The sequence below is a fragment of the Deltaproteobacteria bacterium genome (assembly GCA_019308995.1).
Classification (GTDB): Bacteria; Desulfobacterota; Desulfarculia; order Adiutricales; family JAFDHD01; genus JAFDHD01.
The window spans coordinates 1-14,159 of record JAFDHD010000016.1; the positions used below are offsets into that span (position 1 = coordinate 1).

The 14,159-nt window shown below is 52.5% G+C and carries 9 protein-coding genes; 8 read left to right on the forward strand and 1 reads right to left on the reverse strand.

The window, feature by feature from the left end:
• The first annotated feature begins 107 nt into the window (after positions 1-107).
• Together JRI95_04835 and JRI95_04840 are read left to right on the forward strand one after the other, a co-directional pair.
• Positions 108-1,421: a thiolase family protein gene (locus JRI95_04835; protein ID MBW2060873.1), complete on the forward strand. Its 1,314-nt coding sequence runs from the start codon at positions 108-110 to the stop codon at positions 1,419-1,421.
• 108 nt (positions 1,422-1,529) lie between these two features.
• The gene (locus tag JRI95_04840) at positions 1,530-2,993 is read left to right on the forward strand and encodes a CoA-binding protein (GenBank protein MBW2060874.1); all 1,464 of its coding nucleotides are present in this window, start codon (positions 1,530-1,532) and stop codon (positions 2,991-2,993) included.
• On the opposite strand, the gene JRI95_04845 is transcribed toward JRI95_04840, so the two are convergent.
• A complete protein-coding gene (locus JRI95_04845) occupies positions 2,990-4,309 on the reverse strand; it encodes an MFS transporter (GenBank protein ID MBW2060875.1) in 1,320 nt (439 codons plus the stop codon). The two genes, JRI95_04840 and JRI95_04845, sit on opposite strands and share 4 nt — an antisense overlap.
• A gap of 419 nt (positions 4,310-4,728) precedes the next feature.
• Between JRI95_04845 and JRI95_04850 the strand changes: the two genes are divergently transcribed.
• The 6 genes from JRI95_04850 to JRI95_04875 all read left to right on the forward strand — a co-directional run bounded on the left by JRI95_04850 (position 4,729) and on the right by JRI95_04875 (position 14,143).
• Positions 4,729-5,478 carry a FadR family transcriptional regulator gene (locus JRI95_04850; GenBank protein MBW2060876.1) on the forward strand — a complete coding sequence of 250 codons (750 nt, stop codon included), beginning with the start codon at positions 4,729-4,731 and terminating at the stop codon, positions 5,476-5,478.
• Between the two features lie 329 nt (positions 5,479-5,807).
• A complete protein-coding gene (locus tag JRI95_04855) occupies positions 5,808-7,433 on the forward strand; it encodes an arylsulfatase (GenBank protein ID MBW2060877.1) in 1,626 nt (541 codons plus the stop codon).
• A gap of 59 nt (positions 7,434-7,492) precedes the next feature.
• Positions 7,493-8,569, forward strand: a complete 1,077-nt coding sequence (locus JRI95_04860; GenBank protein MBW2060878.1) for a Gfo/Idh/MocA family oxidoreductase — start codon at positions 7,493-7,495, stop codon at positions 8,567-8,569.
• Positions 8,562-10,451 (forward strand): thiamine pyrophosphate-binding protein, encoded by a 1,890-nt coding sequence (locus tag JRI95_04865; protein ID MBW2060879.1) that lies wholly within the window; start codon positions 8,562-8,564, stop codon positions 10,449-10,451. The genes JRI95_04860 and JRI95_04865 overlap by 8 nt, the downstream gene beginning before the upstream one ends.
• A 61-nt stretch (positions 10,452-10,512) precedes the next feature.
• Positions 10,513-12,216 (forward strand): dihydroxy-acid dehydratase, encoded by a 1,704-nt coding sequence (locus tag JRI95_04870; protein MBW2060880.1) that lies wholly within the window; start codon positions 10,513-10,515, stop codon positions 12,214-12,216.
• Between the two features lie 298 nt (positions 12,217-12,514).
• Complete coding sequence (locus JRI95_04875; protein ID MBW2060881.1) at positions 12,515-14,143, forward strand: hypothetical protein; 1,629 nt, start codon at positions 12,515-12,517, stop codon at positions 14,141-14,143.
• Positions 14,144-14,159: the final 16 nt, after the last annotated feature.

A 14,159-nucleotide genomic window follows, 5' to 3' on the forward strand; every position in this document is an offset into this window, starting at 1 on the left:
CACAGGGTGCCAGGGAAGGCTGGAAATAGCCGGTCCCTTTTATTAAAGCGCATTAAAGGAGTCAAAAGCTATCCATTGCAAAGGCGTCAATTAAGTGAGGAGACAGAATGAAATTAAGAAATGCGGTCATAGTTGATGGCGTCCGGTCCCCGTTTTCCCGTGGCGGGAGAGGAAAATTGGAGGCAACACGTCTGGATGAAGTCGGCGCCACTATTATTCGTACCCTGCTGGAACGTAATCCCAAGGTCAAACCCTTTATGATCGAGGACTTTGGTATCGGCCTGGGGTCGGGCGCGCCTGAAGCGTCCAATCTGAACATTGTCGCCCGTCTGTCTGGTTTGCCAGCCGAGATGACGAACTTTGCCACGAACCGGGCCTGTGCCGGAAGTATGGAAACCGCTCACCGCATCGCCATGGCAATTATGCTCGATCAATATGATTGCGGGATTGCATTCGGCGTTGAACGTATGGCCCGGCAGATGGGCGGTATGCGCGGTTCCGGTCCTCCGCGGACACGCGTCAACGAGTTTAATCGAAAAATGCTCGAACAGAATGAGCTTCAGCGCAATTTACCGCACGACCATTTTGATTATTTCTCTGTGCCTATCCCGGATTACATTCTGGATTCACCTCCAATAGCCTCCATGGTGCAGACCGCTCAGAATGTGGCAGAGATGTATGACTTGACCCGGGAGGAGATGGACGCCTTTGCCATGAGAAGCCAGCACAAGCTTTCGGCTGCTTATGATGCCGGACTTTATAAAGACGAAGTGATGTCCTTTGAAATTGAAGATCCGGTCTTTGATGAGAATGGGCAATGGGTGCCGGAAGAAAAGGGGCCGATGATTACATTTGATCGTGATGAGAGCGTTCGACCTGACACTACTATGGAAGGCCTGGCCAAACTGCCGCCCGTTCACGGTATCGTAAGCCATGGGAATCAGGAGTTGAGGATCACGGCTGGAAACTCCTGCCCCACCAACACCGGTGTGACCGCGGTGCTCATTATGAGTGAGGAGCTGGCCCTTAAGATCGGTCAGGAATTCCTGGCTCGCATCATTGGATGGGGGAACGGCGGTGTGAAGCAGCAGATCATGGGTATGGGCCCGGTTGTAGCCACAAAGAAGGCCCTGCGGCACGCCGGCCTTGAGCCTGATCAGATTGATCGCGTTGAATTCAACGAGGCCTTTGCCGCCCAGGTGATTCCAACACTCAAAGAAATTGGAATCCCTGAGGAGAAAATAAACATAAACGGCGGCTCCATCGGTATCGGCCATCCGATTGGCGCAACCGGCGCCCGTCTTATCATGACCATTTGCAAGGAAATCAAGCGCAGTAACACGCGCTATGGTCTTTGCACACAGTGTGTCGGAGCGGGCCAGGGCGCTACAACCATTTTTGAAAATCCAGATGCAGCCTGAATTTAACTCAGATGAACCATGAGGAGCGTTATTCAAGTTTCTCTTTTAAGGTTCATTTCATCGGTTGTCTCTGTGATTTACTGATAGATATATACGGTGACGCACTTAATGGCTGGTCAAGCAGGAAAACAAGTTCCACTTGAGGAGATATTTGCCCCTCGAGGAGTAGCCGTGGTTGGCGCTTCAGCTAGGGAGATATTCACTTTTGCCGGGATGGTTCTTCTATCCCTCAAAGAGGCTGGATTTCCGAATATATATCCAGTCAATCCCAAGTATACCGAGGTGCTCGGGTTACAGTGCTACCCTGACCTCCTGAGCATTCCTGGCGCGGTGGATCACGTTATAGTTAGTATCCCGGCGGAGTCGGCTCTGACGCTTTTAGACGAATGCACTGCTAAGGGCGTGAAATCGGTTCATTTTTTTACCGCAGGCTTTGGCGAAAGTGGCAATGCGGAAAGGGTGGATCTCGAAAAAGCGATGCTTAGCAAGGCAAAGGCCAGCGGCTTTCGCATCATTGGTCCCAATTGCGTTGGTCTGTTCGTTCCTAAAAGCCGCCTGGTTAACAGCTTGAGAGTTCCTCTAGAACCAGGTCCTATCGCCTTTATCTCCCAGAGCGGCGGTCATGCCCAGAACCTCCCTTCATATGGCCATCCCAGAGGATTGCGCTTCAGTAAGGTTGTGAGCTATGGCAACGCACTTGATGTGAACGAGTGTGAACTGCTGGAGTACTTGTCCCTGGACCCGGAAACCGAGATTATCGCGGCCTATATCGAAGGGGTAAAAGACGGTCGGCGTTTTTCCGAGGCGCTCGAGAAAGCGGTCGACCAAAAGCCTGTAGTAATTTATAAGGGCGGGAAGACCGAAGCAGGCCAGAGAGCGGCCCACGGACATACGGCCAGTCTGACCAGTTCGGTGGCCGTGTTCAACGGTCTGTGTCACCAGAAGCATACGATCCAGGTTGAAGATGTAGATGAGCTCCTCGATGTGCTCGTGGCGCTTTATTTCGTCAATCCTCTGCCTCGAGGCACCGGAGTGGCGCTCATAGGCGCTGGAGGCGGCCCCAGTGTTCTGGCTAGCGATGAGATGGAAAAGGCCGGTCTTAAATTGCCTTATTTGTCATTGGAGACCCAGGCCGAGCTGAAGCGGCATTTACCATTTGCTGGCAGTATCTTCAGTAACCCATTAGATACCCCGAATCTTGTATCTCCGGAAGCGATTTCGGCAGCCATGGGCGTGGTTGGCCAGCTACCGGATATCCATATGCTTTTCTATCATTTAGGATTCCACCCTATCGGCAGCTGGGGATATGGACGGTTCTCTTCAACGGCTTTTCTGGAATCAATAATCAACTCCTTAAGAGAAGCCCGGGAGGCGACCGGTAAGCCTGTTCTGCTCGCCCTGCGGCCGCCGCAGGACTTAAACGGGATGCAGGAGTTCCTGACTGCCCAGGAAGCCTTTGTAAAATCCGGTTTCCCTGTCTTCCATTCCTTGCGTCAGGGGGCCAAGGCCATGGCTCGAGTCATAGCCTGGAACCAGCCCCAAGCAGCGTCTAAAAATCCTGGAGCACCCTAGCAGACTTCAGATGATGACGCCTGCTGGGAAGTGCGCGGTATGAGCAGGAAGAGGACTCCAGAGAGAACAATCATTCCTATGAAGATATAAAAAGCCAGGTTGTAGCTCTGTGAAACATCATAGAGATATCCGGCAAAAACCGGCGCGGCTACTGTACCTACCATGGCCATGGTCATTGTTATCCCCGCAATGGTAGCATAATTCTTTCGACCAAACAGGTCCGCGCGCAAGGCAATAGTCAGGGGGATGACCCCTCCGTATCCCAGTCCAAATACGACAACGAATAGGTACAACAATACTATAGTATTGGCATTGATAAAGATGAATATCCCCACGCCTTGAAGCATGCAAAGAAGAAACAGGATCATTCTTTTTTCAAATCGGTCACCGAGCCAGCCGAACACAAATCTGCCCGGCACACTCATGAGCACCATCAAGCCCAATACCTTAGAGGCCGCCTGATAGGGAATACCGATATCCGTTAAGTGCGGAATTTGATGTACCACGATGGCGCTCAGAATGCATGATCTTAACATCATGGAAGCTGAATAGACCCAGAAGGCGCGAGTCCTGATCGCATCCCCTACGGTAAAATTAACTTCTTCAGGAATGGTGCTGCCGACTGAAACTCCTTTTGCTTTCTGGACAGCCTCATCGAGCGAGTCTGCCTTACTTCCGGGTTCGCCGTCCGGTACCAGCCCCATTTCCTCCGGGGTGCTCCTGATAATCAAACTCAGAGGCAGAGGAATGGCCAATGTCGCCACTCCAATAATGACCGCAGCTGAGCGCCAGCCATACTGGACAATGAGCCAGGCTATCAGTGGCACGAATATGGCCCCGCCAATGCCATTGCCCGTATATAAAAAAGAAAAGGCACGCCCCCTTTTTTTCACAAACCATTTAGCCACCGCTGCCCCGGTGCCATGGATGTAGCCCAGATTATAGCCTAAGGATAAGGTCAGACCGAAAATCAGATATAGGCTCAATGGACTCCTGACCTGCGATAGCAGTATGAACCCGACACCGGCTATCAATATACCAGTGAATAAAATCTTCCGGGCTCCAAATTTATCAATGAGCCAGCCGACAATAGGTCCCTCGAGTCCACCTTCCAATCGGGACAAAGAATAGACGCCAGACATGAGCGTCCTGGACCACCCAAACTCGACGATCATGGGGTTAAAAAATGTGCTGAATCCGTAAAAAAAGGTCCCAACGCCAAAGGCATTGATGAAGAAGCTTACCGCTACGATCCGCCAGCCATAAAAAAGCTTATCGCTCCTGGCTTTCACCCGACTGACAATGTTTATGCTCAAAAATTTTTCTCCCAAACAACAGTAGCCCATTAGACAGATCAAGACCTTAATGGGCTGGAAATCCAATTAATCGTCAACAATAGCCAGGCTGTGGTTTACCTTAGTAAAGCACATCAGAACTAGATAGTTTAGTGAGATAAACTACCCCTGTCAATAGGTATAGCTGCCTCATCGCGGGGTATTAGAGTCCCTGGAGGAGGTATAGAAGGGCGGTCATTTCTATAATAATTTTTCAAAAATTATGAAAGGTTTCATCATACAAAATAGGATTGATTCAGGTGTTAAAAATAACCTGATTTTAGTGCGGCTCATAGGAATTTAAGGGATTATTAATCGAGTTCATTTTTATTTGTATGATAATCATAAATTTATATTTTATGCTTGACATATCTTTAAGGATACACTAATAAAAAAATACTATGAATAATGAATTAAGCACACAACCACAGTTCCAACGGGCCCCCAGACTTTCCGAGCAGGTGACCGATTTTCTGGCCCTGGAGATCAAAAACGGCTCTCTTAAGCCCGGAGAACACCTGCCTTCTGAGGCTGCATTGGCCAAACAGTTCGGGGTCAGCCGGACTGTTATCAGAGAGGCCTTTGCCCGGCTTAAGCACGACGGCCTTATTGACTCCAAGCATGGAATCGGAGCAATAGTGGCTGAACGCAGCGAGCAGCGGTCATTTCGCTTGGATGGTATGGAACATGTAAATTCCAAGGAGATCGGTCATCTCTTTGAGCTGCGAGCTATCCTGGAAGGAAATGCGGCGGCGTTAGCGGCCGAACACCGCAGCGAGGAAGACCTGACGAGATTGGATCGTTGCCTCAAGGCCATGGCCCGCGCCGTGAATGAAGGCAGCGATGGCACAATTCCTGACACTGACTTTCATCAAATCGTGGCTGAGGCCAGCAGCAACCCTTATCTTCGTGATTTCATGCAATTCTTAAATGGCAAGCTCCGAGACCAGATTAAAAAAGCGCGGGAACGCTCCAGCCGGCAGCCCGGCTTACCCATGATGGTGCAACAGGAGCATGAGGCCATTTTCAAGGCCATCTTAAAAAAGGAGCCTGATCGCGCCAGAGATGCGGCCTTAGTTCACATTGAGAATACTAGCAAACGGCTTGATCTTGTCATATCCAGCGCTCTCAGGCGGCTTACGAAGGCTTAGAAAGGCTTAGATTGGAGGTCGGCGGCGAATATGGTCGCCCTGGAGGCAATGGCTCAACTCACCGGACTGGCGCCTGCCGAAATACGCTCCTGACGAAGAAAATATCCCCTGGCCCAAGGGGGCCTGGTCACAGGACACCTATGATAAATCAATTGTCGGCCATAACAGACCCGGTCTGATGGGACCTTATCACCCGGTGATCCATTATATGACCAAAAGGGAATTTGAGGCGCTCGGCTCAGATATTGATCCACGAAAAATACCGGAATGGAAAAAGGCGTAACTAAACATAGCCTTCTATATTTTAGAATAAAATAGAGGAGAGTATCATGGAAGAAAAGTCAAATCAGCCGAATATTGTCGTCATCCTCGCGGATGACATGGGATTTTCAGACATCGGATGTTACGGTTCAGAGATTTCAACGCCTCATCTGGACAGGCTGGCGGAAAATGGCGTCCGTTTCACCCAGATGTATAACTGCGCCCGATGCTGTCCTTCCCGGGCCTCCCTTCTGACGGGGTTGTATCCCCACCAGGCCGGTATCGGTCATATGACCAGAAGCCTGGGGTCTCCACCCTACCAGGGCTTTCTCAACGATAACTGCGTCACCATTGCCGAAGCCCTGAAGCTGGGAGGCTATCAGACCCTTATGTCTGGCAAGTGGCATGTGGGCGGAGAATATGACCCTCAAAAACCTGAGGACCTGCCGCCAGGCGCGGACAAGGCCCCCATCCCGATCAATCGGGGATTTGACCGGTTTTACGGAACCATTACCGGCGCGGTCAGTTATTTCAAACCAAGAGCGTTGATGCTTAATGATAAAGCGATCGAGCCGGAGGGAGAGAATTACTACTTTACCGACGCCATTACCGAACGCGCCGTGGAGATGATCGAAACCGGTGGCAAGAAACCGGAGCCATTCTTTCTCTACGTCTCCTATACCGCTCCTCACTGGCCCCTGCACGCCTTTCCGGAAGACATTGCTAGGTATGAAGGCAGGTACCGCCGGGGTTGGGACAGGATGCGCACCGACCGGCACGAGCGGCTGATCGAGCTGGGAATACTCAGCAGCAAATGGGAGATCTCGCCGCGCACCCAAGGCCTGCCGTCTTTCTCAAAAGCGCCGAACCAGGACTGGGAAGACCTCAGAATGGCGGTCTACGCCGCACAGATTGACCGCATGGATCAAGGCATCGGACGAATCATGAGCAAGCTCAAGGAGCTTGAAATCGAAGAAAACACCCTGATCATGTTCATGTCCGATAACGGCGGCTGTGCCGAGTTTCTTGCGGAAAGCGGCTGGACAGAAAATTTTTCCAGCACCACCCCGCAGGGTAAACCGGTTATTATCGGAAATCTGCCTGATTTGAAACCCGGACCGGCGGAAACCTTTATGAGCTATGACATGCCCTGGGCCAACGTCAGCAATACCCCATTCAGGCTGTACAAACACTGGGTTCATGAAGGCGGCATCTCCACACCGCTCATTGTGAAGTGGCCGGCCGTTGTCAAGTCCAGCCGCATTGTTCATCCGCCGACCCACTTCATTGACATCATGGCGACCTGCCTCGATGCGGCCGGGGTTGATTATCCTGAAGAATTTAACGACCAGCCCATTACCCCGCTGGAAGGCGAAAGCCTGGTCCCGGCCTTAAAGGGCGAGACCTGGTCGCGTCAAAAACCTCTCATCTGGGAACACGAGGGAAACTGCGCCGTGAGGCAGGGCCCCTGGAAACTGGTCAGGGAAAACGCCAGGCAGTGGGAGCTTTACGATATCCGGGAAGATCGCACCGAACTGAACGATCTGGCTAAAAAGAACCAGCCCCGGGTTGAGGAAATGGCGGCACACTATAACGAGTGGGCGGAACGCGTCAAGGTCATGGAATGGAAGGAAGAGTGGACTAAAGGGATCAATGAAAGGATACATCCGCTTTTACCGAGGAAACAGGAATAGGTTCATGCTTTTGCTTACCAGACTGGCCTAGAATCATATTTTTTAAGGAGATATGACACATGAAGAAGCTGAGAGTGGCATTTATAGGCGCAGGCCGTATCGCTGACCTCCATGTCCTCGGATACAGAAACAACCCGGATGCTGAATTGACCGCGGTGTGCGACCTCAACCCTGAGAGAGCTCAGCAGCGAGCCGAGGAGTGGGGGCTTGAGCAATGGACGACCGATCCCGAGACCATTTTTACCTCTCCTGATATTGATATTATTGAGATCTTGACACCACATGACAGCCACGCATCGCTGACTACTGCCGCGCTTGAAGCAGGCAAACATGTTTCGGTACAGAAGCCCATGGCCCTGAATATGGCCGAAGCCAGGGCCATGATCGAGGCGGCGGAGAGGACAGGCCGCCTTCTTCGAGTCTATGAAAATTTCCGTTTCTATCCGCCTTACCGTAAGGCCAGGGAGCTTCTTGAGGCCAAAGAGATCGGGGACCCGCTTTCCATCCGTGTGAAATTCATGAGCGGTTACAGCCCTCAAGGGTGGGAAGTGCCCCAGGAAGCCTGGGCCTGGCGTTTGAACGAGAGCCAATGCGGCGGCGGTCCCATGGTCTTTGATCACGGTTATCATGTTTTTTCCATTGTCATGTACTTTATGGGGCCGGTCTCCAAGGTTTTCGCCTGGATTGACCACACCAAAGGGGCGCGCGGTTTTGTGGCCGATCTTCCCGCGCTTATCGCCTGGCGGCACAGCAATCAGGGACAGATGGGTTCCTGGCAGGTAGACAGCTCGAGCCAGTTCCATATCCGCTCCAAATATTACGCTGGAGACGAATGGGTTGAGATCACAGGAACGCGGGGGCTCCTCTGGATCAACCGCTGCTCAGGCATGATGCTCGAGACGCCTTCGGTGGTCATGTATCGTGACGGGGCCACTACCGCGTTTCACGATATCGAAACCAACTGGGGATTAAGTTTTGATCTCTGCACCCGTGAGATGATTACGGCCCTCAACGAAAACCGTCAGCCGGAGGTGAACCCAAAAGAGGGAGCGGAGATTCTTCGGTTCTCTCTGGCCGTGCACCTCTCGGCCAGCGAGGGCCGTGAAGTAGAAATTGAGGAGGTGCCTGATGGATAATGAGCCTTTAGCCGAGCCGCGGCTGGCGCGGGCTAAGGCAATCGCCACAGCCGGGGGTTTTGAATCAGCCCTTGAGTCCGGCGCCTTGCCCGGACAAGCTGATCTAACCCTCTCGGAGGCGATTGTGTTAGGACTTCTTCGCCAGGGGGTGATCCGTTACATCGGCATTTTTGGGCATGGTTCAACCGAGATCGGGGAAGTATTGCGTATTTACGAGCAGGCCGGTCTGGTCCACACCTATAATGTCCGCCATGAAACTGAGGCCGCACATGCGGCAACAGCCTTGCGCTGGGTTACAGGCGAAAAGGCCGCGGTGGTGACCTCGATCGGTCCAGGGGCCCTGCATGCCCTGGCCGGTTCCCTGGTACCGCTCAGCAACGGGCTTGGGGTCTGGTTTCTTTTCGGTGACGAGACCACTGAAGATGAAGGGCCCAATATGCAGCAGATTCCGAAATATGAACAGCATCCCTTCCTTCGCCTGTGTTCAGCCATGGGCGAGGCTTACTGTTTGCATACACCGGGTGCTGTTGGCACGGCGCTGCGGCGAGGCTTGAACGTTGTGGATCATCCACACCGAGGCGGTCCATTCTATTTACTGCTCCCCATGAACACACAGTCAAAGATAATCCCAGAGTTCAACCTGCATGAGCTGCCAGTTGGCGCTCCGCCACGGCTGGGCGCGGCGGCTGATGACGGAGCTTATGCCCGTGCGGCCGATCTTCTGCTTCAGGCCGAGCGGGTCGTGGTGAAAGTCGGCGGCGGCGCTCGCCAGGCTGGCCCTGAACTCATGGAGTTCCTCGATCTCGTTGACGGCGTCGCCGTGACGAGCCCTCTTGTTTCCGGCGTAATTCCGTATAAGAATCCGCGCAACATGACCGTCGGCGGGTCGAAAGGCTCGATCAGCGGCAATTACGCCATGAGGCAGGCCGATCTGCTTGTGGCCGTGGGAACACGCTTTGTATGTCAGTCAGATTGCTCCCGCACCGGCTACCCGCAAGTCGAGCAGGTGGTGAATATTAACACGGATTTTCACGCGGCCATGCATTATAACAGGACGATCGCGCTTATCGGCGACGCTTCCTTGACCTTGCAGCGGCTGAATGAGGAGCTTAAGCGGCGTCAAAAAACCAGCGCCAAGAATGAGTCAAAATGGTTTTCAGAATGCATGGATAAACGCCGGGAGTGGGAGGCCTTTAAGGCCGAACGTTTTCAGAATCCCTGTTTTTATGACAATGGCTGGGGTCAGGAGGTTCTGACCCAACCGGCGGTGATCAAAGCCGCAACCGACTGGGCCCGGGCCAACGATGCCGTGACTTTTTTTGACGCGGGTGATGTTCAGGCTAACGGCTTCCAGATCGTTGAGGACGACCGGCTCGGCCGGACCTTTACCGATACGGGAGCCAGCTACATGGGTTTTGCCGTTTCGGCGTTACTCGCCACGGCCCTGACCTCAAAACCGTTCTATGGACTGGCTTTAAGCGGCGACGGCTCCTTTACCATGAATCCGCAAATCCTTATTGACGGCGCGGTCCATGGGGCGCGTGGCTGCATCTTGCTGCTCGACAACCAGCGCATGAGCGCCATATCCGGGTTGCAGCAGGATCAGTATGGCGCAGATTACGCTACCCACGATACCCTGAAGCTCGATTATGTAGCCTGGGCCCGCGCCATCGAAGGTCTGTCCGCATTTCACGGCGGGTATTCGGTGGAAACATTTGTCACGGCGCTGAATCAGGCTAAGGCTTATGACGGGCTGAGTCTGATCCATGTTCCGGTTTACTCCGGGCCTGATCCTTTGGGCGGAATGGGTGTTTTTGGTCGCTGGAACGTGGGCAACTGGTGCGAAGAAACCGAGGCGCTTCGTCATAAAATCGGCCTTTAGTGAAAATGGAAAGGTTGGATCAATTAGTATCCAATCATGATTTTAGAGAGTTTAATTTCCCATGTCGAAAAAAAATAAAGATCACGGTATCTACCGTAGTTTGACCTCCTATGGCGACAGAGAGTTCAGTAAGTTTATACGCCGCGCCTTTCTGGCAATAGCCGGTTATCACAACATCCATCCGGATAGGCCGATCATTGGGATCGTGGATACGAGTTCCGATTATAATGTCTGTCACCGGTATATGCCCGAGCTGGTGAACGCGGTCAAGCGCGGCGTACTGGAATCCGGAGGTATCCCCTTCGCCTTTCCCACCATATCCCTTCACGAAATCCTGACCTCGCCCACTACGATGCTGTTTCGTAACCTGCAAGCCATGGACACCGAGGAGATGATTCGCGCGCAGCCCATGGACGCGGTGGTTCTCCTGGGCGGGTGCGACAAGACAGTCGCGGCGCAAATGATGGCGGCGGTTTCGGCCGACCTGCCAGCTATCTCGGTCGTGACAGGCCCGATGCTGACCGGCGACTGGCGAGGCGAACGTCTGGGCGCCTGCACGGATTGCCGCCGGTTTTGGAGTAAATACCGGGCCGGGGAACTGAACGATCAGGAAATCTCAGAAATTGAGCAATCGCTTTGTTTTACCGGCGGTTCCTGTATGGTCATGGGAACCGCCTCCACCTTGGCCTGCCTCGTGGAAACTATAGGTTTGATGCTCCCCGGCGGCGCAACGCCACCCGCCCCTTCGGGGAAACGCTTACAGCACGCGGTTGCCTCAGGCCAGCAGGCTGTCAAGCTGGCTCAGCGCGGACTCTGCCCGAGCGATATTTTAAACCGCGCTTCCTTTATAAACGCGGTCACCGTTCTTATGGCCATCGGCGGCTCGACGAACGCCATCATCCATTTGCTCGCTACGGCGCGCCGGGCCGGAATACCCCTCACCCTTGACGATTTCGATGAAACGGCCAAACGCGTGCCTTTGCTGGTTGACTGCAAACCGGCAGGCACAGGGTACCTGGAAGATATGGAAAAGGCAGGGGGTGTGCCAGTGCTTCTGAAGGCGCTTGAACCCCTCCTTGACCTGTCAGCCAAGACGGTTACCGGGGAAACGATCGGAGAACTGATTAAAAATGTCCCGCGGCCCGAAGACTGGCAAACCACGATCCGCACCCTGGAGCGTCCCCTCGGGCCCACAGGCTCCTTGGCTATCCTTCATGGTTCTCTCGCCCCCTCCGGGGCTGTGCTCAAGGTCGCGGCCGCCAGCAAAACGCTGCTGTCTCATAAGGGTCCGGCCGTGGTCTTTGATTCTCCTGAAGATGCTTCTGAGCGCATTGATGATCCGAGCCTGAACATCACGCCGGATCACGTCATGGTGCTGCGCTACGCCGGGCCTGTCGCGGCGGGCATGCCTGAGGCCGGATCGCTGCCTATCCCCCGCTACCTAGCCGAAGCGGGCGTTAAAGATATGGTCCGCGTCTCTGACACGCGAATGAGCGGCACCGCGTTCGGCACGGTGGTGCTGCACTGTTCCCCCGAGGCGGCGGTCGGCGGTCCGCTTGCCTTGGTACATAATGGAGATATGATTGAGCTCAATGTAAGCGAGCGCCGTATCGAGCTGCTGGTGGACGAAGCGGAACTGAGGCAGCGGCGCAAAGGGTTCGTTCCTCCGGCCTTACCCAAACGGGGCTGGCAAAGACTGTACGCCCAGCATGTCCTCCAGGCCCACCTCGGCGCGGACCTGGACTTCCTCGCTCCGGAAGATTAAAGCGAATAGCAGTTAAATAATGTATTCCTATCAAGCATATATTCTTTGTTAAGCCTTTATTTTCTAGAAAAACTTCTGTTATTTTTTTTCTTGACAAAGGTTTTGAATTGATGACAATGAGACATCGTTTTGTCTTAACTTCAATTACAAAACGTCAGGCTATAAGGAGTTGTAATAGTTTTCAGGGTGACTTATTATTCTAACTGCTTCATCAACGTGTTTATCTAAATTGTTTTTCTCATCTTTACTTCAAGTCATTTTACTTGTTTTTTAACAAATTGAGGCAAGGAGGTTTACAATGAAATCTTTATGGAAATCAAAAAGTGTTTTCGTTCTTTTTATTGCTTTAATCCTTTTTTGTTTAGCGATTTGTGTTCCCCATTCGGTTCAGGCAGCGAAACAAGGCGGAATCGTAGAGATTGCCTTTGGTATGAACCCGAACCGCATGGATCCTCCGAACAGTTACGGCGGATCTGATATGATGATCGGATGTCATATCTTTGAAAGACTGATCTACTTTCATTACGATGAAAACACGAAAAAAACGACTCCAAAACCTTCTCTCGCCAAAAGGTGGGAGCTATCCGGGGACGGGAAGGTCTGGACCTTTTACTTGAGAAAGGGGATAAAATTCCACGATGGAACCTTGTTCAACGCTGAGGCCGTCAAGTTCAATATTGAGAGAACTGCGAGCGACAAACCGAGAACACGCTACGGAGCAGCTTTAAGAGAGGCCATTGACAGGGTTGAAGTCGTGGACGACTCTACGATTAAGATCTATTGCAAGAGTGTCAACCCGACTCTTATCCATCACATCGCACAGCCGTGCCTGGGGATTATGAGCCCGGCTTCGGTTGAGAAATACGGGACTAAAATAGGGCGCCATCCCACGGGAACAGGCCCGTTTAAGTTTGTAAAATGGGTTCCTGGTGAACGGGTTGAACTGGAAGTAAACAAGGAATACTGGAAAGGCAGAGCTAATCTCGATGGAGTCGTCTTCCGGTTTGTACCTGATGATAACGCCAGAATTAACATGGTTCAGACCGGCGAGATAGACATTGCTTACAACGTCCCTGTCCAGGATCATGAAAGATTGAGGAAAAATAAGAACCTGGACGTCATAACCTGGCCCACGGCCACGATTCTGCGCATTTACATGAATTGCCAGAAGCCCCCGACCAATGAGCTTAAGGTGCGGCAGGCCATCAAACTGGCCATTGACCGCCCCGGGATCGTGCGTGATCTCCATCTCGGAAATGCGAAGATATCCAAATCCGGAGTAGCCCCTTATTCCTGGGGTTATTATGCGGCGGCGGAAGTCGTCTATGATCCGGAGAGGGCCAAAAAGCTTCTCGCAGAAGCGGGTTGGGTGGATACGAACAAAGACGGTATCCGTGAAAAAAATGGTAAAAATCTAGCCCTGACGATCCGAGCGCCTCAGGCCGGACGCTATCCCATGGATCGAGTCTCCTTATTGGCTATCCAGGAAAACCTTCGTAACGTCGGGTTTGACTGCAAGATCAAATTCATGGAATTCGCGGCCTTTCTGAACGCCATCTGGGTGCCGGCCGAAAGGAGCACCGGGGACGCTGTTTTTGTGTCCTGGTCTTCGAGAACCCATGCCATGTTCGTCCTGTCTAAGCAATTACATTCTGCCTACTGGCTTCCAAAGGGGCAGAATATCTCTTATTATAAAAATCCCGAGATGGACAGGCTGTTAGAGGCGGCTGAAGTCGAACTCGATGAGAAGAAAAACTTCGAGCTCTATAAAAAGATGCAGGTCCTGGCCGAGGAAGAAGTGCCCATCATCCCTCTCTGGCTCATGAATTACTCAATCGCCAAGAGGAAATATGTGCACAACGTGACTGTTCTCCCCATTCCCATTATTGATACCTTTCATGTCAGGGATGCGTGGATGGATAAGTAAAAAAACAGGGCTGGAG

Bases quoted from the DNA above. Each gene is read 5' to 3' on its own strand.
- JRI95_04850 (MBW2060876.1), top strand. From the start codon at position 4,729: ATGAATAATGAATTAAGCACACAACCACAGTTCCAACGGGCCCCCAGA.
- JRI95_04865 (MBW2060879.1), top strand. From the start codon at position 8,562: ATGGATAATGAGCCTTTAGCCGAGCCGCGGCTGGCGCGGGCTAAGGCA.
- JRI95_04855 (MBW2060877.1), top strand. From the start codon at position 5,808: ATGGAAGAAAAGTCAAATCAGCCGAATATTGTCGTCATCCTCGCGGAT.
- JRI95_04870 (MBW2060880.1), top strand. From the start codon at position 10,513: ATGTCGAAAAAAAATAAAGATCACGGTATCTACCGTAGTTTGACCTCC.
- JRI95_04875 (MBW2060881.1), top strand. From the start codon at position 12,515: ATGAAATCTTTATGGAAATCAAAAAGTGTTTTCGTTCTTTTTATTGCT.
- JRI95_04860 (MBW2060878.1), top strand. From the start codon at position 7,493: ATGAAGAAGCTGAGAGTGGCATTTATAGGCGCAGGCCGTATCGCTGAC.
- JRI95_04840 (MBW2060874.1), top strand. From the start codon at position 1,530: ATGGCTGGTCAAGCAGGAAAACAAGTTCCACTTGAGGAGATATTTGCC.
- JRI95_04835 (MBW2060873.1), top strand. From the start codon at position 108: ATGAAATTAAGAAATGCGGTCATAGTTGATGGCGTCCGGTCCCCGTTT.